The sequence below is a fragment of the Blautia acetica genome (assembly GCF_038739805.1).
In the GTDB taxonomy this organism is placed as follows: Bacteria; Bacillota; Clostridia; order Lachnospirales; family Lachnospiraceae; genus Blautia.
Genome location: NZ_JBBEWO010000031.1, coordinates 1 through 25504 on the forward strand (window position 1 = coordinate 1; position 25504 = coordinate 25504).

General features: G+C 43.1%; 21 protein-coding genes and 1 riboswitch. Of the genes, 5 read left to right on the plus strand and 16 right to left on the minus strand.

Translation table 11 applies throughout. The annotated features are described in order from the left end of the window. Positions 1–209 precede the first annotated feature (209 nt). From metK to WBS51_RS14535, 5 genes are all read right to left on the minus strand, one after another. The gene (gene metK, locus WBS51_RS14515; RefSeq protein ID WP_294462615.1) at positions 210–1397 is read right to left on the minus strand and encodes a methionine adenosyltransferase; all 1188 of its coding nucleotides are present in this window, start codon (positions 1395–1397) and stop codon (positions 210–212) included. 125 nt (positions 1398–1522) lie between these two features. Beyond that, a riboswitch (SAM riboswitch) is annotated at positions 1523–1621 on the minus strand. Between the two features lie 66 nt (positions 1622–1687). Then, positions 1688–2980 (minus strand): UDP-N-acetylglucosamine 1-carboxyvinyltransferase, encoded by a 1293-nt coding sequence (locus tag WBS51_RS14520; RefSeq protein WP_173749648.1) that lies wholly within the window; start codon positions 2978–2980, stop codon positions 1688–1690. Between the two features lie 255 nt (positions 2981–3235). Next, complete coding sequence (locus WBS51_RS14525) at positions 3236–3739, minus strand: shikimate kinase (RefSeq protein ID WP_294462618.1); 504 nt, start codon at positions 3737–3739, stop codon at positions 3236–3238. 6 nt (positions 3740–3745) lie between these two features. Further along, entirely contained in the window at positions 3746–4339 is a 594-nt protein-coding gene (locus tag WBS51_RS14530; protein ID WP_173749646.1) for a flavin reductase family protein, read from the minus strand. A 32-nt stretch (positions 4340–4371) separates the two neighbouring features. Beyond that, a complete protein-coding gene (locus WBS51_RS14535; protein WP_294462623.1) occupies positions 4372–6030 on the minus strand; it encodes a putative manganese-dependent inorganic diphosphatase in 1659 nt (552 codons plus the stop codon). A 123-nt stretch (positions 6031–6153) separates the two neighbouring features. Between WBS51_RS14535 and WBS51_RS14540 the strand changes: the two genes are divergently transcribed. Continuing rightward, on the plus strand, positions 6154–6855 hold the full coding sequence (locus WBS51_RS14540) for a S1 RNA-binding domain-containing protein (RefSeq protein ID WP_173749644.1): 702 nt from the start codon (positions 6154–6156) through the stop codon (positions 6853–6855). Next, on the plus strand, positions 6852–7910 hold the full coding sequence (locus WBS51_RS14545) for a PTS transporter subunit IIC (RefSeq protein WP_294462626.1): 1059 nt from the start codon (positions 6852–6854) through the stop codon (positions 7908–7910). Before WBS51_RS14540 ends, WBS51_RS14545 begins: the two co-directional genes overlap by 4 nt. A gap of 89 nt (positions 7911–7999) precedes the next feature. On the opposite strand, the gene WBS51_RS14550 is transcribed toward WBS51_RS14545, so the two are convergent. Next, positions 8000–8902, minus strand: a complete 903-nt coding sequence (locus WBS51_RS14550; RefSeq protein ID WP_294462629.1) for a DUF1002 domain-containing protein — start codon at positions 8900–8902, stop codon at positions 8000–8002. Between the two features lie 220 nt (positions 8903–9122). Here WBS51_RS14550 and WBS51_RS14555 point away from each other — a divergent pair, with 220 nt between their 5' ends. Then, positions 9123–10292 (plus strand): ROK family transcriptional regulator, encoded by a 1170-nt coding sequence (locus WBS51_RS14555; protein ID WP_173749641.1) that lies wholly within the window; start codon positions 9123–9125, stop codon positions 10290–10292. 209 nt (positions 10293–10501) lie between these two features. On the opposite strand, the gene rsmA is transcribed toward WBS51_RS14555, so the two are convergent. After that, entirely contained in the window at positions 10502–11374 is an 873-nt protein-coding gene (gene rsmA, locus WBS51_RS14560; protein WP_291682490.1) for a 16S rRNA (adenine(1518)-N(6)/adenine(1519)-N(6))-dimethyltransferase RsmA, read from the minus strand. A 15-nt stretch (positions 11375–11389) separates the two neighbouring features. After that, complete coding sequence (locus WBS51_RS14565) at positions 11390–14059, minus strand: tetratricopeptide repeat protein (RefSeq protein ID WP_173749639.1); 2670 nt, start codon at positions 14057–14059, stop codon at positions 11390–11392. Positions 14060–14301: 242 nt separating this feature from the next. Between WBS51_RS14565 and WBS51_RS14570 the strand changes: the two genes are divergently transcribed. Beyond that, a complete protein-coding gene (locus WBS51_RS14570) occupies positions 14302–14931 on the plus strand; it encodes a sugar O-acetyltransferase (RefSeq protein ID WP_173749638.1) in 630 nt (209 codons plus the stop codon). Positions 14932–15049: 118 nt separating this feature from the next. Here the strand turns inward: WBS51_RS14570 and WBS51_RS14575 are convergent, their stop codons facing one another. From WBS51_RS14575 to WBS51_RS14605, 7 genes are all read right to left on the minus strand, one after another. Beyond that, positions 15050–15544 (minus strand): QueT transporter family protein, encoded by a 495-nt coding sequence (locus WBS51_RS14575; RefSeq protein WP_173749637.1) that lies wholly within the window; start codon positions 15542–15544, stop codon positions 15050–15052. A gap of 64 nt (positions 15545–15608) precedes the next feature. Then, on the minus strand, positions 15609–15758 hold the full coding sequence (locus tag WBS51_RS14580) for a hypothetical protein (RefSeq protein WP_173749636.1): 150 nt from the start codon (positions 15756–15758) through the stop codon (positions 15609–15611). 20 nt (positions 15759–15778) lie between these two features. Then, a complete protein-coding gene (locus tag WBS51_RS14585) occupies positions 15779–17800 on the minus strand; it encodes a glycoside hydrolase family 31 protein (RefSeq protein ID WP_294462636.1) in 2022 nt (673 codons plus the stop codon). A gap of 61 nt (positions 17801–17861) precedes the next feature. Further along, positions 17862–18764 (minus strand): carbohydrate ABC transporter permease, encoded by a 903-nt coding sequence (locus tag WBS51_RS14590; protein ID WP_173749634.1) that lies wholly within the window; start codon positions 18762–18764, stop codon positions 17862–17864. A 12-nt stretch (positions 18765–18776) separates the two neighbouring features. Beyond that, positions 18777–19685, minus strand: a complete 909-nt coding sequence (locus WBS51_RS14595) for an ABC transporter permease (protein WP_173749633.1) — start codon at positions 19683–19685, stop codon at positions 18777–18779. Positions 19686–19776: 91 nt separating this feature from the next. After that, entirely contained in the window at positions 19777–21402 is a 1626-nt protein-coding gene (locus WBS51_RS14600; protein WP_291682501.1) for a type 2 periplasmic-binding domain-containing protein, read from the minus strand. 25 nt (positions 21403–21427) lie between these two features. Next, on the minus strand, positions 21428–23686 hold the full coding sequence (locus tag WBS51_RS14605; protein ID WP_173749631.1) for a beta-L-arabinofuranosidase domain-containing protein: 2259 nt from the start codon (positions 23684–23686) through the stop codon (positions 21428–21430). Between the two features lie 483 nt (positions 23687–24169). On the opposite strand from WBS51_RS14605, the gene WBS51_RS14610 reads away from it, so the two are divergent. After that, entirely contained in the window at positions 24170–24940 is a 771-nt protein-coding gene (locus WBS51_RS14610; RefSeq protein WP_330489651.1) for an AraC family transcriptional regulator, read from the plus strand. A 355-nt stretch (positions 24941–25295) separates the two neighbouring features. Here WBS51_RS14610 and WBS51_RS14615 read toward each other — a convergent pair. Further along, positions 25296–25504, minus strand: a 209-nt coding sequence (locus tag WBS51_RS14615) for a transposase domain-containing protein (protein WP_342694144.1), incomplete at its 5' end; no start/stop codon positions are given.

Below are 25504 nucleotides of genomic sequence, written 5' to 3' on the forward strand. Positions count from 1 at the left end.
TGTGCTTTTATTTGTGGTTTTGCAGACCCACATTCATCATAGCACAGGAGTTCTTGCTTATATCTAAAGATTTCTCCCACCACCCGCATAGCAGGTGGTTTATTTCATTGCTGACACAAGCAAAAGGTTCCCTTACCTATCGGTAAAGAAACCTTTCTCTGTCTTCACTATGAAATTTTATTAAGTATTTCCCGTTTCTTAATATAAAATTATAAATACTTTTTCAATGCTTCCACTTTATCCAGTTTTTCCCATGGCAGGTTCAAATCGTTTCTTCCGAAATGTCCGTAAGCTGCTGTCTGCTTGTAAATCGGACGGCGAAGGTCGAGCATTTTGATAATACCTGCCGGTCTTAAATCAAAGTTTTCACGAATGATTTCTACCAGACGGTTATCAGAAAGTTTCCCTGTTCCGAATGTATCCACCATAACGGAAGTAGGATGAGCCACACCAATGGCATAAGAAAGCTGGATTTCACATTTCTTTGCCAGACCTGCTGCCACAATGTTCTTTGCTACATAGCGGGCTGCGTATGCTGCAGAACGGTCTACCTTTGTGCAGTCCTTACCGGAAAATGCACCGCCGCCGTGACGTGCATATCCGCCGTAAGTATCTACAATAATTTTACGTCCGGTCAAACCACTGTCTCCGTGAGGGCCGCCGATTACGAAACGTCCAGTAGGATTGATAAAGAATTTTGTATTCTCGTCTACCATTTCCTTTGGCAGAATCACATCAAAAACGTGTTTCTTAATATCTTCATGAATCTGTTCCTGGCTTACTTCCGGGTCATGCTGTGTAGAAAGCACTACTGCATCCAGACGTACCGGTTTGTCATTTTCATCATACTCTACGGTAACCTGTGTCTTTCCGTCCGGTCTTAAATAAGTCAGAGTACCGTCTTTACGAACCTTTGTAAGCTGTAAAGCCAGTCTGTGGGCCAAAGCAATCGGATATGGCATATATTCTTCGGTTTCATCTGTAGCAAAACCAAACATCATACCCTGGTCACCTGCACCGATAGCGTCCAGCTCTTCCTCAGACATTTTATTTTCTTTAGCTTCCAGAGCCTTGTCCACGCCCAATGCAATATCTGCAGACTGCTCGTCAATAGTAGTGATAACGCCGCAGGTATCTGCATCAAATCCATATTTTGCTCTTGTGTATCCGATTTCGCGAACCGTATCTCTTACGATTTTCGGAATATCCACATAAGCGTTTGTTGTGATTTCACCCATTACCATCACCATACCTGTTGTGGTTGCTGTTTCACAAGCAACACGGCTCATTGGGTCTTTTTCCATAAGCGCGTCCAGAATGGCATCGGAAATGGCGTCGCACATTTTATCCGGATGGCCTTCTGTTACTGATTCAGATGTAAACAATCTTTTTTCCATGTATGAATTCTCCTTTTCTTTGTCTGTATATTTTCTCCTGCCCGGTGGTTCTCCATTCAGAACACATTTCCGCGTAAAAAATGAGCCCACCTAAGCGGACTCATCTATATTTCGTAATATGAACCCTCTTATTGTTCGACTACTCGCTCAGGTTGGCACCTTCCGCTTGGCGGGGTTGCCGTGACTTCACAGTTCCTATGTAACTCCATCACTCTGAATAAGAGAAAATATAAATATTCAGTTGCAAATATTACAATAACCTTTTTGCAGGCTTTCGTCAAGTATTATTTTTATCCCACTCTCAGCTGAAACTTCTTCAGTTCCTTCTCGCTGGACACTTTTTCGATTTCTGCTCCAAGGCTTCTGAGTTTCTCCTCGAATCTCTCATACCCTCTCTGGATATACACAATATCATCTACAATGGTAATGCCTTCAGAAGCCAGTCCTGCAATAACAAGGGCTGCTCCCGCACGCAAATCAGGCGCACTGACTCTGGCACCGGTAAGCTTCTGCACACCGTCAATGATGGCGGTATTGCCTTCCACCTTAATATTGGCACCCATTCTTGCCAGCTCGTCCGCATATTTGAAACGATTCTCAAAAATACTCTCCGTTACAATGCTTGTCCCTTCGGCCAGTACCAGAGCTACCGCAAACTGCGGCTGCATGTCCGTAGGATAGCCGGGATACGGCATGGTTTTTACATTCGTGCGTTTCAGACGCTTATTAGCCACTACACGCACAGCGTCATCAAACTCTTCCACCTGACATCCGATTTCCTCCAGCTTTGCGGTGGTGGCTTCCAAATGCTTAGGAATGACATTTTTTACCATAACATCTCCCATGGTAGCGGCTGCCGCACACATGAAAGTACCTGCCTCAATCTGGTCCGGAATGATGGAATATGTGGTTCCGTGAAGTTTTTCCACACCCTGAATACGGATAACATCTGTTCCCGCACCTTTGATGTTGGCTCCCATGCTGTTTAAGAAGTTGGCAACATCCACCACATGAGGCTCTCTGGCCGCATTTTCAATGGTTGTGTTCCCCTCTGCCATAGCTGCTGCCATCATAATATTAATGGTAGCGCCTACAGACACCATATCCAGGAAAATATGCTTTCCGGTCAGATGGTCTGCCTTTGCCACAACAGCTCCGTGAATAATATCCACAGACGCTCCCAGGGCCCGAAATCCCTTTAAATGCTGGTCAATAGGACGACTGCCGATATTACAGCCTCCCGGAAGCGGAACTTCCGCATTTTTATACTTGCCTAAAAGAGCCCCTAAAAGATAATAGGACGCTCTGATTTTCTTAATATACTCATACTCCACGCTGATATTTCCGATAGTCACCCCTGCAATTTTCACCTCTGTAGGACTGATACGGTCAACGGTTGCACCAATTTCTCTGATTGCTTCCAATAAAACATTAATATCTCGAACATCCGGTAAGTTCTCAATGTGTACCGTTTCATCTGTCATAATCGCCGCTGCCAAAATGGCAAGTGCTGCATTCTTTGCACCGCCAATCTCTACTTCGCCGACTAACGGATTTCCACCTTTGATAACATACTGTTCCATATACGCACCTCTTATTTTTCCAGGCAACAATGGCCTTGTCTCAATCTATATTCACTGCTTTTCTGCAGTATTGACATTTTCTAAATTATTTTCTGAATTCTATATAAAAAGCCATATCCGAATCAAAGTCTGTCTTTCAAAATATCCTATTATTATTTTATGGCTTACCCATTATATTATAACAGATAAGCCCATTTGTAAATAAAAATTAACATTTTCATCGGATACACATGTTTTCTCTTTCGATATTCTCTATTATTTTTTCAGTTTCTCTATAATTTTCTGTAAAGTCTCTTCTATATTCAGATTTTTCTCATCAACAACAATATCTGCATATTTTTCATACAGAGGCGTTCTCTCATCATACAGGTCTTTCAGCGTCTGTCCGTCTCTGAGAACCACACCTCTTCCTTTGAGATTTCCCAGTCTCTGTCTGAGGATTTCATAGTCCAGCTTTAAATACACCACTGTACCAATTTCCCGCAGATGCTCCATGGCCTCTGTGCAGTAGGCAACGCTTCCGCCTGTGGCAATCACTGCTTTTTCCGTTTCAATAGAGGCGTTCACCCGGTTTTCAATTTTCAGAAATCCGTCCTGTCCCTCGTCGGCGATAATTTCGCGCAACAGTCTTTTCTCTGCTTTCTGAATCAGAAGGTCTGAATCCACAAACTCATATCCCAGCACTTTTGCCAGAATGATACCCACGGTGCTTTTTCCCACACCCGGCATTCCAATTAATACTACATTCTGCTTTTCCATGGCTGTTTACCCCTTCTTTCTCGGCTGTTTCTTCTTCCGTTTCTTCTTAATGCTGTATCCGAAAGTCCCCAGCTTTTTCCCAAGTCCATAATATTCTCCATGAGAATATACAATAGGATTTGCCGAAGCCAAATCAAACTTCCCCTTCTCGTCCATATAAGCCGTATCCACATGCACAGCCAGTACATCTGCAGTAAAGACACTGTGGCTTCCGTATTCTTGAATCTCTCTTACCCGGCACTCAATGGACACGGGAGATTCCCCAATCATGGGCACCCCTACATGGCTTGCCTTTTCTCTGGTCAGACGCAGTTCTTTAAACTTATCCACATCCCGGCCCGATTTCACACCGCAGTAATCCGTGGCAAAAGCCAGCTTTTCCGTTGTCAGGTTAATTACAAATTCTCTGGTATCCGTAAGCATTTTATAAGAATATCGCTCCGGTCTTACGGAAATAGATACCATTGGCGGATTGGTACACACCGTTCCGGCCCATGCTACCGTAATAATATTGTCATGCCCTTCCTCATCTGCCACACTGACCATTACCACCGGCAGCGGATACAGCATGTTTCCGGGTCTCCACTCTGCTTTCGCCATACAAATCTCCTTCGCTTTCCTGATTCTGTTTCTTAATTATTATTCTGCTGCAGGGTTCCGATAAATGCAGGAATCAGCTGTTTCTTCCTGGAAACCACTCCCTGCAGTACATAGCCGCCCTGCGCTTCCTTTACGCCAAAGGATTCCTCCACCAGACGGCAGCTTCCCTCTCCGTAACAGATGACTTCTGAAGATTCTTCTAAAATATTCGTCAGCATAAAGAACACCATGGAAATTCCGTTTTTCCCACATTCATGCTGCATAAAAGGAATCAGCCGCTGCTTCAAATCCTCCAGTTCCTCTGCATTCATGGAACTTATCTGTCCCACGCCGAAATTCACCTTGTCAGAAGTGAAACGCTTGAAATCCTGATAGAATATAACCTCTGTGGTCTTCCCCTTCAGATTGCTGCCTGCCGTAAACATTTCCTTTGCGTGTTCTTCGATATTAATACCTGCAATAAGCGCCAGCGCACCTGCCGCCATTTTATCAGAAGAAGTACAGGTAGGAGAGCGGAACATCAGCGTATCTGAAATAATAGCTGAGCACAGAAGACCTGCAATAGCCGGACTGATTTCCAGCGCCTTTTCCGTATACATCTGATACATAATGGTGGCTGTACAGCCCACCGGCTGGTTACGGAACATAATGGGCTGCAGAGTTTCCAGAGAGCCCAGTCTGTGGTGGTCTATAATTTCCAACACCTCAGCTGCGTCAATGTTGTCTACAGCCTGAGTTTTCTCATTATGGTCAACCAGAATCAACTGCTTCTTCTTCATTCCCAACAAATTACGGCGGGAAACCGTTCCGATATACTTCCCGTGCTTATTTACCACCGGAAAGGCCCTGTGCCGGTTCTTTACCATGATATCCCGAATATGGTCTGTAAAATCATCTGTCTGAAAGGTAATGAGATTTTCCTTTTTCATAATGTGTTTCACCGGAATACTCTGATTGATCAGCCGGGCTACCGTAAAGGTATCAAGGGCAGACTGAATCACCACACACTGATTCTTCTCTGCCGCCATTTTAATATCCTCTGCTACCTCCGCATGATTACACACAATAATGCAGCTCACATTCTGCTCAATGGCACACAAATGGTCTTCATGGCGGTCTCCTAAAATGACCAAATCGTCTTCTTCCAGAAATTCTCCCAGTTTGTCCGGATGTGCTGCACCGATAACCACTTTCCCCTTTACAAAGTAGCCGTGGGAGTTTCCTGTCACCACAGTACCCTCCACAGTGTTGGCAATGCTTCTGTATTGGGTTCTGGCATTAGACAGAAAATAATTGTCATGGGCGTCCATGTAGGATTTTGCAATATCCCCCGTGGTAATCAGCCCCTCTAACTGTCCGTCCTCCTTGGTAATAGGAAGTGTTACGGCGCTGCTCTCTTTCATAATGGCCCAGGCGTCTTTAATCGAAATATTGTTGGGAACTCCCGGTGTTTCCCGAATTTCCATGTCCTTCACCTGGATTCCCACATCCGAAAGATATCCCGGCGCCTCCACGCCAAACTTTTTCAGAACATACTCGGTTTCTTCATTTATCTGTCCTGCACGCTTTGCAGAATATTTACATCCGTTGTTCACTCTGTTTTTGATATCTGCATAAGCAATTGCCGAACAGATAGAGTCCGTATCCGGATTTTTGTGTCCTATAATGTATATTTTCCCCTGTTTCGCCATATCCTTTTCCTTTCAGGTTTTCCAGCATGAAATGCGATAATTGATGATTTTATAGTAACACACTTCTAAATCAATGGCAATTGTGTTATACTGGACGCAAATCGAAAATTGGGAGGTACAAACATGTCAGAAGAAACAAAGAAACAGGAAACGATGGAAGATTTCATGGAGGAAATCAACGCGTCTTTCTCCAATTTCCGGGATGACGATATGCTCATCTGGGACAAACTGGTGCAGATGCAGGAAGATAAAACAGAATTTGAAGTCACAGTAGAAGGCATTGTAAAGGGCGGCGTCATTGCCTATGTGGAAGGTATCCGGGCTTTTATTCCGGTTTCCAAGCTGGCTCTGCACTATGTAGAAAATCCGGAAGACTATCTGAAAAAGACACTGATGGTAAGAGTATTTGAAGCAGACGAACAGGAGAACCGCCTGATTCTGTCCGCCAAAGAAATCTTAAAGGAAAAGGCAGACGCTGAAAAACTGGATAAAATCAATGATATTAAAGTGGGAAGCATTGTAGAAGGAAAAGTAGATTCTCTGCAGACTTACGGTGCATTTATTGATTTGGGAGACGGACTCTCCGGTCTGGTACATATTTCCCAGATTTCTGATAAGAGAATCAAATCCCCCAAAGCCGTTTTAAACATAGGGGATACCGTGACAGCGAAAGTCATCAAAAACGAAGACGGCAAAATCAGCCTGAGCATGAAGGCTCTGATAGAGATTCCGGAAGAAAAAGAGGAAGAACCGGATTATGAACTGCCGGAAAGCGAGGAAATTTCCACCTCTTTGGGTTCTCTGTTTAAAAATCTGAAATTATGAGAAAACTATTAAATCGTTTCTTTATTGAAGGTTCCAGTGGTATGGCCTGCGGTCTGTTTGTGACGCTGGTACTGGGAACCGTTCTGCAGCAGACTGCAGGACTTCTGGAAGGGCAAATGGCTGCCCTTCTTCTTCATCTGGGACAGCTTGCCGTATCCCTCACCGGCGCGGGAATCGGCATTGGTATTGCCACCCGTCTGGGAGAAAGTTCCCTGGCAGCTATTTGTGCGGCAATCGCAGGAACTGTAGGCGCTTTTGCCGAAGAATTTGCTTCCGGGGCGCTTTTTACAACAGAGGGAACCTTGTCCCTTTCGGGAAAAGCAGAGCCTCTGGGGGCTTTTTTTGCCGCATTTACTGCCATTGAACTGGTACGGCTTATAGAGGGAAAAACCAGGGCAGATTTGGTTCTGGCTCCTGTTGCCGGAATCTTAGGCGGTTCCCTTGTAGGTATCTGGGCGGGAATTCCCATTACCCATCTTCTGCAGTATCTGGGAGAAGCCATGAATTGGGCCACTCAGCAGAAACCGCTCCTTATGGGCATCACAGTGTCTGTGCTTATGGGCATTTTTATTACGCTGCCTCTAAACTCCGTAGCGCTTGCCGTATCCCTTAACCTCACCGGTCTGGCTGCAGGAGCCGCTACCATTGGCTGTTGCTGCAGTATGGTTGGATTTGCCGTTGCGGGATACAGAGAAAACGGAGTTGGCGGTCTGTGCTCGCTGGGGCTTGGAACTCCTTTTCTGGAATTTCACAAAATCATGCAAAGACCTCTTATCTGGCTTCCCACCATACTTTCCAGCGCCATCTTAGGCCCTGTGGGCACTATGGCAGCAAAGATGAGCAACACTGCCGCCGGAGCCGGGGCCGGTTCTATGGGACTTCTGGGACAGATTTCCACCTTTCAGACCATGACCGCGCAGGAAGAACCCGCCATAGTTATGACAAAAATCCTGCTTCTGCATTTCGTACTACCTGGGCTTCTGAGTCTGGGCATCGCAGAGGGCATGAGAAAACTGCGGCTGATTAAAGATGGGGATATGGCATTGGCACTGTAAACGGATAACATGCAATAAAAACCATATCCATATTGAAAGTCAAAAGGACTGCGACATGAAACCGCAGTCCTTTTCTACATTATATTCTGTCAGTTCTCTGAATTTCCGGAAAACAATTCTTTGATAAAGCTGATAATTTTCTCGAAAAATCCCTGTACCTGCTCCTTATTAATATCCAGCTTCAGTCCCAGGTCTTCAATCTTTCCGTACAAATCTTTTGCCTGTTCTTTTAAAGTATCCACATCCAGATTCAGATTGTCAATCTTCTCCATGAGTTTTACAATGGCCTGACGGTCCTCCTCCGAAAGCTGAATGCTCATTTCCTGAGCCGCCTTGTCCACCACTTCGCCAATCTCCTCGGCCGTAACTGCGTGTCCTTCTACTACCTGCTCCTTGACTGCGCCAATAAGCTGCTCAGCCTTATCCGTGTCTCCTACACTTTCTGCCACTTTTCCGGTAACCACCAGCTCGTTGGTAGCAGTTTCCACATTTTCCGTCTTCACAGCCTCTCCCGTCATGTTCTCATACGACTTGATAGCACCTACTAAAGCTGCTGTACCGGAAATATGAAAGGGACCTGCCACAATAATGTCTGCGTCCTTAATTCCTGCAGTAGCCAATGCATTTTCATACATGCCGGAAGTGCAATAGGTAATGTTTTTCGTTGTTACGTTAATACCATTCCCCTCTTCTTTTCCTTCCACCAGTACGGAAGACAGCGCCCGCGTACCGATAACGCTTTTATCCAGGTAAGAATCCAGATAATCATGCTCATCCTGATTGGTAACGGTTGCCACTGTATAGTTTTTCAATTCATCCTCTGTCACTCCCAGCAGGTTCAACACCGTTGCCCTTTCATTCGCATTCAAATCCGCTCCAAGAGAAACATAAGGTACATTCAGCTTTGCATCTTCCCTGTCTGCATAAGCAGAAAACGGTGTAGCTGCTATCATAAGCCCTGTCAACAGTAACGCAATTCCTCTTTTCTTCATATTCCTGTCTCCTGTTTCATCAAATTTCAAATCTCTGTTTTAAATTTCCACCCCATTATAGCACAAACCTGCAGCAGAAACATCTAAAGTTTATCTAAAGTCTTTCCAAATACTTCTGAAAGGCAATTTTGTTTACCCTTTAAACAAATTATCCTTGCCCCTGTCTGCCGAACCGTGTATGATAAAAGCAGATAAAATTTTGTACGAAGGAGGCGTCATTATGCCCGTTGTCAATCAGGAAATGATACGGAACACCAACCGACGGCTGGTGCTGGAATATATTGTAAACAATCCCCCCATCTCCCGGGCGGATTTAGCCAAACAACTGCAGCTTACCAAGGCCACCATTTCCAATATTGTGCAGGAACTTTTAGACCGAAACCTGATTCTGGAAATCGGAAGTGCAAAAACCGCCATGGGCCGGAAACCTATTCTGCTGGAATTTCACAAGCACTGCGGCTATGCCCTTGCCATAGACGTGCGTCCCCGGCAGATTATTACTCTAATCACAGATTTAAAAGGGGAAAACTGTCAGGTAACAGAATATCCGTTTTCTTCTGACGAAAACCTTCTGCCGCTGTTGGAAGAAATTATTGCCGGACATATAGAAAACTGCCGGGATACTTCTTATGGAATCGTGGGAATTGCTATTGGTATTTATGGTGTGGTACAAGAAAATCAAATTGTTTTCACACCATACTATCCCCTCCCGGACCCTCATCTGGGGCTGCTGCTTTCAGAAAAATTCAATATTCCCGTTCTTGTGGAGAATGAGTCCAATTTTTCTGTGTTGGGGGAGTCTGCCTTTCACTACGGCTACGAAAACATGATACACATCAACATCCACGACGGTATCGGTATGGGAATTTTGATTAACGAAGAACTCTATAAAGGACATGACGGATATGCCGGAGAGCTGGGGCATACCATTCTCTTTCCCGAAGGAAAACCCTGCGCCTGCGGCAACGAGGGCTGTCTGGAACAGTACGCTTCTGAGAGAGCCATTCTGGAAGAATATGCCTGCAGAACCGGCCGGGAGACAGTAACCGCAGAGGAATTTTTAGAAGATTATCAACAGAAGCTGCCGGAAACCAAAGAAATGATGGATTTGTTTGTAAAGTACATGGCCATTGGCATAAATAATGTAGTAAATACCTTTAACACGGATTTGATTGTGCTAAACAGTTTTTTCTCCAACTGTATTCCCGACATAAACCGGCGAATTGTGGAATATCTCAGCCGTCATCAGAACCGCGACTGCAAAATCATCCCTTCCCGCCTGCAGGATATTTCCTGCTTAATCGGGGGTATCCGGGTGTGTACAGAACATTTTCTGGATATTCGCCACCTGCAGATTCAAACCCTGTCCCCGGATTTGGAGAATTCTTAACATTCATAAATCTTTTGAATTTCGTTCATGAATTCTTCACAACTTCAACACGATTTGAACATATTTACGGGATATACTAATATCATAAAAATAATACAGAGCACATTATTTTTATATTTTCTTTTTCATATGTCGACTCGCAAGAGTCGGCTCTCCTTCCTTTAATATTTATAGAAAAAGCCACCGCAGAAAATGCGGTGGCTTTTGTGTTACCGTAATTTTACAAATGCATTGGCAAGGGCTGCAAAAGCTTCCAGCGTCAGGGCTTCGCCCCGAATACCTTCCGGAAAACCGCAGGCTGCTATGACATTTTGAATTTCTTCTTTTGTAAAGGAGAGTTCCGGCGAATTTTTCAGACCATTTGCCAGCGTTTTCCTTCTCTGATTAAAAGATGCCCGGATAATGCGGAACATCAGCTTTGTATCCTCCACTGCAACCGGCGGTTTCTCATGTCTGGTAAGACGGATAACCGCACTTCCTACCTTTGGTCTCGGCATAAAGCAGTTCGGCGGCACATTTGCCACAATATAAGGCTCGGCATAATACTGCACGGCCAGAGACAGGGCACCGTAATCTTTCGTTCCCGGTCCTACCTGCATACGGTCTGCCACTTCCTTCTGCACCATAACCGTAATAGAGTCAATAGGCACTTCTCCCTCAAACAATCCCATGATAATCGGCGTTGTAATGTAATAGGGCAGATTCGCCACAACTTTAATGGGTTTTCCACCGTTGCGCTCCTCTGCCAGCTTTCTGATGTCTACTTTCAATATATCTTCATTGAGAATCGTTACATTCTCATAATCCTGAAGCGTGTCCTCCAGAATGGGAATTAACGCCTTATCAATTTCTACTGCAAAGACCTCTCTCGCCGCACTGGCCAGATACTGGGTCATGGTCCCGATACCGGGACCAATCTCCAGAACAAAGTCTTCTTTTGTAATCTCTGCAGCATTTACAATTTTATCTAACACATGGGTGTCAATGAGGAAATTCTGCCCGAATTTTTTCTGAAAAACAAATTCATACTTCTGGAGAACTTCTATAGTTCTCTTTGGATTTCCCAGATAAGGGGCTGTCATTTCGTTTCCTCCTGTTTAAATGTCAAAGTCTTTTTCATACAGCATGATTCTGCCGCTTTCGTCCAGATGGCGCTTTCCTACCTTACGGCCAGGTCTTCTGCCCTTTTTGGACGCCCTTCTAATGGCTTCGTCCATCATTTCCCGTACCATACCAATGGCCACCGGGTTTTCTTCATTCTGATTGTCTCCAATCAAGGTGTACAGCGCTAATACCGCCATGTCATCAATTTTATATCCCAGTTCTTTTGCATACGTTTTTGCAAAGGAAACCAGCTCGTCATTGGTAAATACCGGAATCACCACGCGGGAATCAAATTTTTTCATAAATTCCGGATAATCTGCTTCCAGAGCGCGGATACCCGGCTTCAGGTCTTCCAAAATCACAGTCAGACGGTTTGTCTTAAATTCCATAGCCTTGGACAGATTCTCTACGGTTTCGCCACTTAATTTACCTGCGTCCTCTACAACCAGAAATCCTCCTGCCAGAGTATTCACTACTGCTGCAGGGTCTTTCTTATTCAACTGCTCTGCGGTAAGGAACGCAACTCTGGCACCTTCCATTTGGCGTTCTTTGCATAGTGCTTTAATCAACCCTTCGGAAAGACGTGTCTTACCGGAGCCTTCACGTCCGGTCACAATAATATTGCCGGAACAGGAGGTCTTTGCACACGCAGATTCCTGCGCAGTATCCAGCGCTTCATTAATCTGCTGGCTCATACCCGGAATCGGTGCAAAATAGGTGAAAAGACGTCTGTGCTCTTCTTCTGTCAGATGGTGGCGCATAAGACCTTCCACTGCCGTCTGGAATGCCTGGGAACTATGCTGTCCGCTCGCTTCCACAGACGCTGTCACACGTTTCATGTGTGATTCTTCCTTATTAGGTTTTACCACATCTTCCAGTTCCTGTGCCAGAACTTCTGAGAAATCAAGTTCTCCCAGCTTTTCTTTTACAGCCTCTACCGGAATTTCCTTTGTAGCGCCTTCCGGCACTTCCAGTTCTGCCGGCTCAACAATATCCGGTATTTCGATTGTGCCGGAAACTTCTGCCGCTTTGGACTCCGTCTCGACTTCCTCTACGGCTTCCGCTTCTTCCAGTTCTGGTTCTGTTATGTCCACAACTTCTGGTTCTTCTGATTCTGTTTCGATTTCTACAGCGACTTCTTCTCTTTGCGGCTCTGCTTCCACATTCTCCACAGCTTCTGCTTCTTCCGGCTGTTCCGCTGTATTAGAAGTTTCCTTTGCATTTTCTCCAGCTGCCAGAGCATCAAATTCCTCTGCCTTTTCTGAAAGGGCTGCACTGAGATTTCCTGCCACAATCGCTGCTCTTGCTGCTGCCGGTGCCGGCAGTCCGGTATCCGGAACTGCAGTCTGAACGGCTTCCTCTGGCTTCGGCTGCTCTGCTTCCGCTTCAACTTCATCTGTTTCCGCTGTTTTTGCAGTTTCTTCGGTTCCACCTTCGGGCTGCGTCTCCTCGGCTACTGCCTGTGCCAGTTCATTGGCTGTCTCTGCCAAAAGCGCTTCCAAATCAAATTCCAAATCCTTTGTATCTGTTTTGAAAGCCTCTGTATCTGCGCTCTTAGGCGTAAACATCTGAGATTTCGGCGCTTCTGCCTTGACCTCCATGGTCATAGCCCCACCTACATGGAAAGGTTTAAATCCTGTCTGTCTGTGAATATCTTCCGGCTCTAAGTCCTTAACAATATACTCTTCTTTCTTTTCAGACGGTCTGCTTTCCGGTTCACAGGTAGCCGCGGTTTCTTCCGCTTCCGCTCCGCCCTGGAAAACATCTCTCAGTCCCTGTGCCACTTTATCCTGAAGATTTTCAGGCTGCTGTGGCTTTGCCGTATACATCGGCACTGCTTCCTCTTCTTCGGGAGCCTCCGCAGATACGGCAGGTGTCCCTGCACTTATATCACCAATGGTAATACTCTTTAAAATCTCCTCAATTTCCTTATCCTGACTGCTGCTTAGAGCATTATCAGCCGCTTTTTCCGTTTCCGCTGTCAAAACTGCCGCATTGGCTGCTGCTCCCGCCGGATTCCCTGCTCTGTTAGCTGATGGTTTCAGAAATCTGCTGTCATATTTCTCTTTCTGTGACGTTGTCAGCGGTGCAAACTTCATTTTCAGTTCCATAGCCTTATTCACATAACGGCCTTCACTAAACCACAAAATCAAATCATCGCACTCTTCTACACACGCTTCCGTCATTCCCGCTTTTGCATACAGACGAGCCAGTTCGTAAGCCCAACGCTCTGTATATTCTCGGTCTTTATATTCCTGTAATATGGAAATCTGCTCTTCAATAGGGGAACGTCTTGCCCTGTAAATTTTATACTTCAGGATATAACGGCTGTTGTCATTGGGAGATACTTCCACAAACCGTTTATAATAATCCACAGCCTCGTCAAAGTTTCCCATTTTAATGGAAAGTTCCACCAGTCTGTACAGAACTGTTTTTCCAATAGGCGCTCTCTGGTGAGCAAGAAGAAGCAGTCTACGACTGTCATTATACCTTTTGTTGGCCTCATAAATCTCACCGACCATGCACAAGGTTCTGGCACTGCGAACTCTTCTCCAGTCAATCGTATCAACAATTTTGAGGGCACCCTTGTAGTCTTGTCTGTCGACCAGGTCCGTAATTTCATCAAGTTTTGCCCTGTACTCGTTTTTGTCCAATTTTTTCACCTCTGTAACTTCTTGATTGGTATATAGTTTCAAATATGTATTCTTATCTATAATCTGTTGTTGAGGGTATAAGATTCCATAATTGATTTTAGTTTATCATACTGCGATATAGATGTCAAAGTAAATGATTGGCATATTTTGAAAAGGATTGTGCAACTATAAGTGAAAAAAGCATTAGATTTCTCAGTATAAAACGCCTATACTGAAACTGTATTTACAAATTTTTTATGTGGGAGGTTGTTATGGATAACAGATACAGAAGAGACCACGAAATGGCATATTTTTCAGACGAATCCGTTATCAGCGAACAGTTGGAAACGAAAAAAGCGGTAAAAGAATACAATGCTGTTATGCCTTTTGATATGAAGAAGGGCATGGACTGCATTGCCCGTACCGGTATAAAACACAAAGAAAATATATATTTTGAGCCGCCTTTCCACTGTGAATACGGAAACCATATTGAGGTAGGCGAAAATTTCTATGCAAATGTTAACTGCATTATGCTGGACGTAGGTAAAATCACTATTGGAGACAATGTGCTCTTTGGTCCCAACGTCTCCATCTACACCGCCGGACACCCCATCCACCCGGAAAGCAGAAATTCCGGCTATGAATACGGAATTCCCGTCACTATTGGCAGCAACGTCTGGATTGGCGGAAGCTGTGTCATTCTCCCTGGTGTTTCTATTGGAAATAATGTGGTAATCGGCGCCGGAAGTGTGGTAACAAAAGATATTCCCGACAATGTATGTGCCGCAGGAAATCCCTGCCGTGTTATCCGGGAAATTACAGACGCTGACAGACCTTTTTACTTTAAAGACCGCAGATTTGACGACGAAGCATGGGCGAAAATCAACAGAAACAAAAAATAGTCCCTTGTAAAATGTTTCTGTAATCTTTCAAAAAGCTGCTGCATAAACAACTATCCGGTATTTACCTGATATGTTTCATACAGCAGCTTTTCTCTTATATTATAATTTCAAACCCTGTTTAGCCCCTGGCAGATACAAAAAGACGTCCCTTGTATTTGCCCAGCACCACAGCCAGGATATTTCCCATAATTCCGCAGGAAATCACTTCACCAATTCCAACCGTAAGCATCATAAACGGAATCGGCAGAACAACGCCGTAAGCATAGCGCAGTACAAAAGGAACAATCACAATGTTTGCCAATATAGGAGGCAGAACTGCGATGATTCTGTGGCATTTTCTAAGCTGGTAAGTACCTACTGCACCAATCAGAGTTGCAATACTTCCGAAAATAATATCCGGCAGAACTGCGCCTCCGGTGATGTTGCCTATAAGACAGCCTACAAACAGTCCCGGAATTGCCGCAGGTGTAAAAATTGGCAGAATTGTCAAAGCTTCTGCTACCCGGACCTGCACTTCCCCAAAGCTGAAAGGTGCAAATATCATAGTCAGCACCACATAGATAGCAGCAATCATGGCTGCCTGGGTTAAAAAGGTTACACTTTTGTTTTTCATATTCTGTTTTCTCCTTTAGTTTTGTTTTACGAGTGGAAGGTCGCGAACACTCGATTAAATTGCCCTATAAGACCTTGTTTTTTATGGGCTTTACAACGATTGGTAGTATAGCATGAAAAACAGAAAAAAGCAAGAACGATACGCCGCCGGGCAACTCTGCCTGTGTCATTCCATCATCCTCCGACAGATAAATAAAATCCATACCGCTTCCCATAATTTTGTAACTCCTTTTTATCAAGGCTTATCATGCATGTTCAGGATTTTTCCTATAAACTCCGGATGTCTTCCATCACGAATAAATACAGGAATCTTCTCCAGCGGTGCGTCTGTGAGAATTTCCTGTCCGCCCTCGAAAATTTCCCCTGTATGAAGATCCGTCCATCTTGCCCCTTTCGGAAGATACACCTTTCTCCACTCCGCGTCTTCGTAGACCATGGGCGCAATTAACAAATCACTGCCATACATATACTGTTCTTTCACATCCCAGGCCTTCTCATCATCCGGAAATTCATAAAACATGGTTCTCATGACAGGACTTCCTTTTATATGTGCCTCTTTCATAAACTCTCTTGTGTAATCTCTCATACATTCTCTGAACGAAATATATTTTTTCAAAATTTTATAAACCGTCTCTCCGAAACTCCATACCTCATTCTCCACCCCGGTGTGACAATTAGGCAGTCCATCACTGCCCGGTAGCATAGATGCAGGCATACGGTCTCCATGAAGCCGCATAACCGGACAGAAAGTCCCATATTCAAACCAACGGACCAACAGCTTCCGAAATCTTTCATCTTTAGGATTTCCTCCTGCAAATCCTCCAATATCTGTAGTCCACCATGGAATTCCTGCTAATCCCATATGAAGCCCTGCACAAATCTGTTTCCGCAAATCTTCATAAGTAGAATGTACATCTCCGGACCACACTAAAGCCCCATATCTCTGGCTTCCCGCCCACGCACAGCGAACTAAATTGACAATATTCTTCTGTCCTTGCTTTTCCATACCCTCATAAAAAGTTCTGGAATACATTTGAGGATAAATATTTCCCACCTGGACATTCGGTCCCATATGGTAACGATAATTCTCAAAATCATAAACTCCGAATTCCGGTTCCGCTTCATCTAACCAGAAAATCCGAATACCGTGGTCATAATAATTCTTCTTACATTTTTCCCACACAAATTTTCTGGCTTCCGGATTTGTCGCATCAAAGAAAAGGCTATCACCCCCAAAGGTCATGGATATGTTTACCCCCATCTCCGGCTTTACCAATAAATTTCTTTCCTTCATTTCTTCAAAGTTTTCGCTTCTTAAGTCAATTTGCGGCCATACAGATACCATCAATTTCACACCCATGGCCTCTAACTCTTTATTCATAGCCTCTGGATCCGGAAAAAACTTCTCATCAAACCGGAAATCCCCCATTCTTGGCCAATGAAAAAAATCTATCACTATGACATCTAAAGGAATATTTCTTTTTTTATATTCCCGAGCCACATTTAAAACCTGTTCCTGATTCCAGTACCGCAGTTTGCACTGCCAGAACCCCAGACCATATTCCGGCATCATAGGCACCTTCCCCGTAGCTTCCGCATAGGCCTCTTCAATCTCGGCAGGGGTATCTCCCGCTGTAATCCAATAATCCAATTGTTTCGTACTGTAGGATTCCCACTGCGTTACGTTTTTCCCAAAAGTCACCTTTCCCACTGCCGGATTATGCCACAAAAAGCCATACCCCCTACTGGATAGCAGAAAAGGCACACTGGCCTGGGAATTTCTATGTGCCAGTTCCAGAGAACAATATTTTAAATCCATGACTTCCTGTTGGTACTGCCCCATTCCAAACAATTTTTCCTCTTCCTGACTTTCAAAACTAACAGTCAGTCTATAATCACCTCCCAGAATCGGTTTGAATTTTCTGGCATAGAGATTCAAAGCCCCATGCCAGCCCTGCTCCTCCAAAAGCAGACGGTTCTCCTGGTTATAATAAGCAATCGTACCTGTTTTTGACCAAGGGTCTTCCGTCAAAACCGCCTTGATTTTCCCATTGATAATCACTCCCTGGTGTTGGGTGATTTCCACAACAGCCCCGGCTGCTTTTGTTATAGGAAGCAGGGCATAATCTGCTTCCTGTATATCGCCCATCATAGTACTGCGTACCCGTAAGCTGTTCCTGCCCCAGGGTTCTATTACCATTTTCTCTCCATTAAAGGTCCATATTAACTTATTGTTTGCTCTGCTGATTCGTCCCATAATCCTTCTCCTCACAGTCTTCCTCTGACAATTCTTTCCTTTCACTAAACCGCTTTTCTTATTATCCTTTTACAGCACCAATCATAACTCCCTTTTCAAAGTATTTCTGGATAAATGGATAAACACATAAAATCGGCAAGGTAGATACAATAATTGCGGCATATTTTACCTGTTCTGCAAACATTTGTCCATAACCTCCGGCCCCGGCTCCGGTTCCGTTGGCAAAAGCCTCATTCAAAAGAAGAATACTTCTCAAAACAATCTGTAAGGGGTCATTGTCATTATTGCTGTTAAACATCAAAGCATTAAAGAAATCATTCCAGTGATATACTGCATAGTACAAAATAAGGACTGCAATCACTGCCTTGGAAAGCGGAAGTACCACAGAAAAGAAATATTTAAAGTGAGAACACCCGTCAATGACCGCCGCTTCGTATAAATCATTTGGTATTGAACTTTCGATAAATGTTCTTGCAATAATCAGATTATAAGTATTTACTAACACCATAACAACCAGAATGGTCTTTGTGCTGATTAATCCTAAAGAACTGATTGTCATATAAAGAGGCACCAGGCCTCCGCTGAAAAACATGGTAAATACAAAGTAAAACATAATCTTTCCCCTGCCTTTAAAATCCGGCCTGGATAAAGCATAGGCCGCAGGCATGGTAACCGCCATATTCAAAGCAGTTCCAACTACTACATAAAAGATAGTGTTCAAATACCCCTTCCAAATGCGCGTATCTTGAAGAATCTGCTGAAATCCGTAAAAATTAATATCTTTTGGCCAGAAGATTACCTTACCCTGATTTACCAAATTTGAATTGCTGACAGATGCAATAATGACAAACCAAAGAGGATATACGATAATAATAAAAACCACAATACTCAAAATCAGTACCGCCGCATTAAAAATCCGGTCACTCATTGATTTCTCTTTGATTACATTTCTTTTTCCTGACATTTCTATTACCCCCTACATCAATCCGGTTCCTGTCACCTTTTTAGACAGGTGATTGGTTACTATCAAGAACACAAAGTTAATCACCGTATTAAACAAACCAACAGCCGCACCAAAGCTAAACTGAGTGGATTTAATACCCACGGTATATACATAAGTAGAGATAACCTGGGAAGCACCAAGATTCAAGCTGTTCTGCATCAGAAACACTTTATCAAACCCTACATTGAGAATATTTCCCATATTCAGAATCAGCACAATCATAATGGTAGGAAGAATTGCCGGAAGGTCTACATGAAGCATGGTCTGCCAACGGTTCGCACCATCAATTTTGCATGCATCATACAACTGCGTATCCACAGATGACAAAGCTGCAATGAAAATAATACTGTTCCATCCCATGGTCTGCCATACACCAGACAGCACATATACTGGCATAAAGGCTTTTTCTGACCCCATTAAATTGATATTTTCGTTTACCAGATGAATCCCTTTTAAAAATCCATCAATAACACCTGTTCCATCAGCCAGCATAATACGCAGAATTGATACCATAACAACTACTGAAATAAAATAAGGAATGTAAACCGTTGTCTGTACGACCCTTTTCCACTTTTTATTCCGAAGCTGATTAATTACCATGGCAAGAATAATAGGAACCGGAAATCCGACTACAATACTGGCAAAAGCAATGACAAAGGTGTTTTTTAAAGTTACCAAAAACATAGGACTTTCAAAATATTGTTTGAAATATTTCAGCCCGGCCCACGCCCCTCCGGCAATTCCTTTCGTAAAATCATAATCACGAAAAGCTAATTGAATACCGTACATAGGAACATAACAGAAAATAAAAATGTACAGCATAGCCGGAAACAGCATCACCCACAACTGCCAGTTTTTATAAAAATATTTTTTTGCTTTCATCCTACCTCTCCCTTTCTGTTCAATCCAGAAGAAATACGGAAAGGGCTGCAGCACGCATGGATATGCAGTTTATGCAGCAGCCCTTTTGCTCTTATTCTCCTAAATAATTATCAAATGCATTTTGGCGAATCTTCAATACTTCTTCAAGTCCTGCATCTTTAACACTCTGTACATAAGAATCCCATTCTGCATCAATATCAGCTTCTCCTGTAATCCATAAAGACCACTTGTTATCAATAATATTATTGATATTCGCTTGGTTCATGGCCATTGTATTCTGTTCTTCATCCGTATATTTCATAAAGAGCTGCGGATAATAAATATTTTCGTTATTTTTAGATAATGCCTCTTCATAAACACTTCTCTCATTCAAGGCGTTTTCCATATCCTGAGACATTTCAATCTCCACATCTTCACGGATATACAAAGGTCCAAAATCAGCAAATGTACTGGTCCATTTCCAGGTTCCCGGGTCCATCTCTTCGTCCTGCGGCGGCAGCACTTTATAATGATTATCATCTACTTTTTCCACACATCCATCGGAAATGCCACCAAACAGAACTTCGACGGATTTTGTCTGGTCATAGAAACCATCAATAAATTTCATAGCAGCTTCTTTATCTGCACATTTTGCGCTCATAGCCACACGGTCCGCCTGCATATTCAACTGATCCATATCATAATTCCAGTAAGTTTCATAAGTGCCCGCCTTCACTCCATCATCATAAACCAAAGGAGCTACTGCAATATACTGGTCTGACAAAGTGCCAAATTTATCTGTCTCCTCCCATCCAAAACATGCACCTACCAGAGCTTCTCCATTTTCATTTCCTCTGGATAAAGACTGATAAGCAGAATAGTCATTCGTAATGGCATTTTTGTTAATCAGACCTTCTGAGTACCAACGATTCATTGTCTTAATAAAAGATTTATAGCGTTCATCAATAGCGTAACATTTTACTGTTTTATCTTCTACAAAGTATCCGTCTGTTCCAATGTCTGTAAGCTGGATGCCCAGAGACGGAAGCAGTTTTAACAGAGAATAGGCAGAGTTAAACCAGGCATTGTTTCCGCCATATGCATTGTAGTCTAATGGAATTTCATCACTGGGGTCTCCATTTCCGTTAGCATCTTCTTTTTCAAAGGCTTTTAAGACTTCTTCAAATTCTGAAAACGTAGTAGGAACTTCCAGCCCCAGATTATCCAGCCATGTTTTGTTCAGGAATAATACCGTGTTAGTTTCCGGCCATACGGTCTGCATCTTGGGAATACTGTAGATTTTTCCGTTTCCTGCTGTTGCCAGAACTTTTGTATCCGGAACTTCTGTAAACATTTCCTGTATATTGGGCGCGTTTTCCTCGATTAAAGGAGTCAAATCTTCAAATAATCCTGTATATTTCGTATAATCAGCTGCATTGGTTGCATTAAAAAGCAAATCCGGGATATCTCCGGAAGCAAATCTGGTAGATTTTACAGTTTCCCAATCCTGACGAATCTGTTCCCACTCAATCTCCACACCGGCCTCTTCTTCTAATTCCTGAACCCATTTCATGTCTTCTACATCCTGGGTCGCCGAATGAGATACAAACAATGCTTTTAATTTTGTTTTGCCATCTGCTGTCTTTTCCGGTTCACTGCTGCCGCCTTTACCACAGCCTGCCAGCATGCTCACAACCATAACCCCTGCCAACAACATAGATACTGCTTTTTTCTTCATACCTTTTCCTCGCTTTCCTTAATGTTTAATCTTTTTTCTTTAAATACAACTCATCAAAAATCCGGCACACCCCTTTTTTGCACTGGAACTTCAACCGGACTTTTCCCTCTTCTGAAAAACAACCTTTCTCCAGCGGAATCTCTAAAACCCCAAATTCTTCCTGTTGTTTTGGTACGTCAATATCCTGCTGAAAACCTCCGGAAGCAAAAAGCGTAAAGACGCTTCCCCTATCTCTTCCGGAAAGAGTCATGCATAAAACAGCTCCATCTTTCTCACCCTGCATTTCATAGGAAAACCATCCCTTTTCCCTGCAATACCTGGCCGAATGTCCGTCTACTATATCTGAATCTGTAAATTCTCCCTGAATGTGATGTGCAAGTTCATATTGGTCATTTCCCACCGGGAGTACGTCCAACTGCTCTCGTTTCAGTCTGTATCTTCTTTCTTCCCGCTCTTTAATGGCCTTCAGTTCTTTGGAGCCCTCCGGATAAACCATCCAGTAAATCCCGTAACGCTCCTGATAGCGCAGATAATGAGGAGTAAAAATTAGCGTCTTCTCCTGATTTTCCAAAGTAAACTGCATTTTTCCAGGGGTCTTTTTTAGAAAATATCCGGGATTCCGGTAAAATTCTTCTAAGCTTTCTTTTTTTAACACAATATAATCTGGAAGCAGTATTTCTTTCTGGGGAACCAATACATTCACACCTGTATAAGTCTCTTCCATTTTCTCTTTTCCCATATCCCCGCTCAACACATAAGGCCCGTAGACAAATGCACACGCATGAACATTATCCGGTAAAACCTTACACTCCAGTTCCATCGTATAAGTAATCACAACACTATGTCCTTCTTCCAATCCCCGTTCTAACAATATCCATTCCTTTTCTGTCACAGCCGAAATACCATTTTCCATTATTGCTGGCTGTTGTTTATTCCATTTCGGAATCAGCAGCCGGACTTTTGGCTGCTTCATGACCCGACTATTCTCTGTCACCTGAATCTTTACCTGGTAGGCATTTTCTTTCTGCTCACAGGTAACAGCCAGCTTCACTCCCCCTTCTTTCCAGTAAATCTGACAGTTCTCACAGCGGATGATATACATGGTATCCTCACTTTTATAAGCAGCCCCCTCTGTAAGTTTTGTAAAATTCTCCATACCGCTTCCGGTACAGCACCAAAAGCTGTCATAAGGAGTGCTGTATACTTTGAAATATCCCGAAGCCATGGGCTGGAAATATGTAGTCATTCCTGTTTCCGGATTTTGGGAAGATAAAATAGCATTCAAATATGCATTTTCGTAAAAATCTGCATATTTTCTCTCCAGGGTAATTTCAAAAAGCGCTTTTGAAAGCTTCAGCATATTATAAGTATTGCAGGTTTCACAATTACAGGAGGTTCGTTCCCCATCCAAAATATCCGGTTTCCCAAAATGTTCCCACTCACTGTTCCCCCCTGTCACATAAGAATGATGAGAAACCACCATGTCCCAAAATTTCTCTGCTGCAATCAGATAAAACTTCTCTTCTTCGCCCAACACACAATACCTTTTTAACGCACCCAGCACTTTAGGAATTGTAGTGTTTGCATGGAGACCATTTAGAATATCTTTTCCTTCGTATAATTGCTGAAACAGAGGCATTTCATCAAACTGATGTGCCGCTTTTAAAAACTCTTCTCTCTGTGTAATGCTATACAACTCATACAAACAGTCATTCATGCCGCCGTATTCCACAGCCAGCACCTGTTTACGAACATCTTCTGACCAGCCCAGGCAGCGCCGGGAAATCCATTTTCCCAGATTCTCTGCTACTTTTTTTGCTGTTTCATTTTTCGTATATGTATAAACAGAAAGTAAGCCGCTTAAAATCTTATGCATGGTATACCATGGAACCCAGGCAGGTTTCTTCTGCTCTACCCTGTCAAAAATTTTCTCCGGGCTGGCAAATAAGAAACCGTCCTCTCTCTGACATTCTTCCAACCCCGCAGACATATATATAAGGCGTTCCAATAAATCTTCATCTTTCGTGTATCCATAGGCCTGAGAAACTGCTGTTAAATAATGTCCCAACGTATGTCCCTGAATTTCCGTCACTTCCCAGCCTTGATACCGTTCTTTTTTAGGCGTAAGTCCTGCTGTCTCGTAAAACCCAGCCATAAGCCTGTCACAATCCAGCGAACGTAAATAAATCAATTCCCGCTTGAAGGCATTTTCCTTATATTTCTCTTTTATTTTAACTGTTCCATAGGGAAAATCTCTTACTGCTTTCTTTACTTTGTCACTCACCGCTGCTGCCCCCTCTCTTAAATGTAGGGTCATTATAGCGTTGGATTTCCTTTTCGTAAATATCACTATTTCTCAAAAGGTGTCATTTTGTCACATCTTACTTTTTGAAACCTGACACTTATTCCATTTTGACACTTTTTCTTACCATTTCCTCATTTTCAGTTTTTCTTTGTACTTTCGGCTTATTTTTTGTTACTATTGCATATTTTTCTGTTTTTTATTTTATGTAATGCTCTGTTTTATTTCTATTTTTAGTGTCATTTTGTCAGTTTACAATTTAACCTTTTTCCGTTTACTCTATATTTGGTGTCATAAGGAAACTTGTTATTTATCAAGCCCCATATTATAATGTTTGTATTAAATTGCACAGAAGGAGAGCGAACTATGCATGTATTTGAATTACCATCTAATACTGTTTACGAATATATATTTACGGGCAAATTTCAGGCTCCCTCCCCCCATTGGATACATCAGGAGAGTCCTTTGAAAGATTATGAACTTTTCGTTGTGACTGAAGGTACTCTTTATATTTCCTATCAGGGAGAAACCTTTACTGTCGAAACAGGAGATTTCCTTCTGCTCCCACCAGGCGGTATCAGAAAGGGGGTTCGCCCTTCAGACTGTTCTTTTTACTGGCTGCACTTTGTTACGGGACAGAATCCTTGCCCAAAGGAAATCCCTGACGCTCTGCTTTTGGCTTACATTGTCACCTCCAGCAAAACAATCCCTGTTCCCAGACATGGCTCTATTCCAAACCTGGAAAAAGTTGTAATCCTCATGAAACAACTCCAGGATGAGGTCAAAAATAATTATCCTGCATGCGGGCTGAATGCCATGACAACCAGTATTCTTATGGAACTTTATGGTCAATATTACATCCGGGCACAAAGGGTCAGCAGCATTAAAGATGTCCAAAAACAGCTTTATTACGATATCGTCGACTATATAAAACTCAATGTGTCAAAAAATTTGAAAGTGGCTGAAATTGCCGCCCATTTTGGCTACAATCAAAAATACCTTTCCCACTTATTCGCTTCTATTACAGGCACTCCTCTGAAGCAGTTTATTCTTTCTATAAAGATTGATGCGGCTAACTTTATGCTTACAGATACCAACAAATCCATTTCTCAAATATCCCGGGAATTGGGTTTTTTAGACAACCACAACTTTACCAGAACTTATAAATCTGTAACTGGACTTTCTCCCTCTGAATACCGCAATACTTTTGCTAAACGAATGTTGTTTGACAAATAACGTCCTTCCGAATTACTTTTCTTTCTCTGTTTCATTCTCGCAAACTCCTCTTGCGCCCATATTTCAAGCCAATGCAAAGACCTTTTGCTTGCATTGGCTTACCGTCGGATATAGAATTTACTTAGACAAACACAACAGGAGAATTTAAATACATCTCGTGTTCTTATTAATCGTGGAAAACGTCCTCACGGCTATTGCAAACGTTATATTTAAATACATCTCATGTTCTTATTAATCGCTTGTGCATACACCGGAAAATCGTACATGGTTTCGATTTAAAGTAAGCGCCCAATAATACTGCGGTAAAATTTAAAATTACCCCAGCCCTTTGCGAGTTGGAGTAATTCACTATAATTCACATGCGATTTTTGACAGACTGGAGTTTTTCACTCCAAGGTGCAAGTTCTGCCAGCTGTTCATCCGTCATATCTTTACTTGGCCGATTCTCCAGCAGAAATTTGAGATATCCGTAAATATTCAGGCCGTGTGCTTTTGCCATCTCAACCATTGTGTAGACTACCGCACTGGCATTCGCTCCGTCCACGGAACTGCTGAACAGCCAGT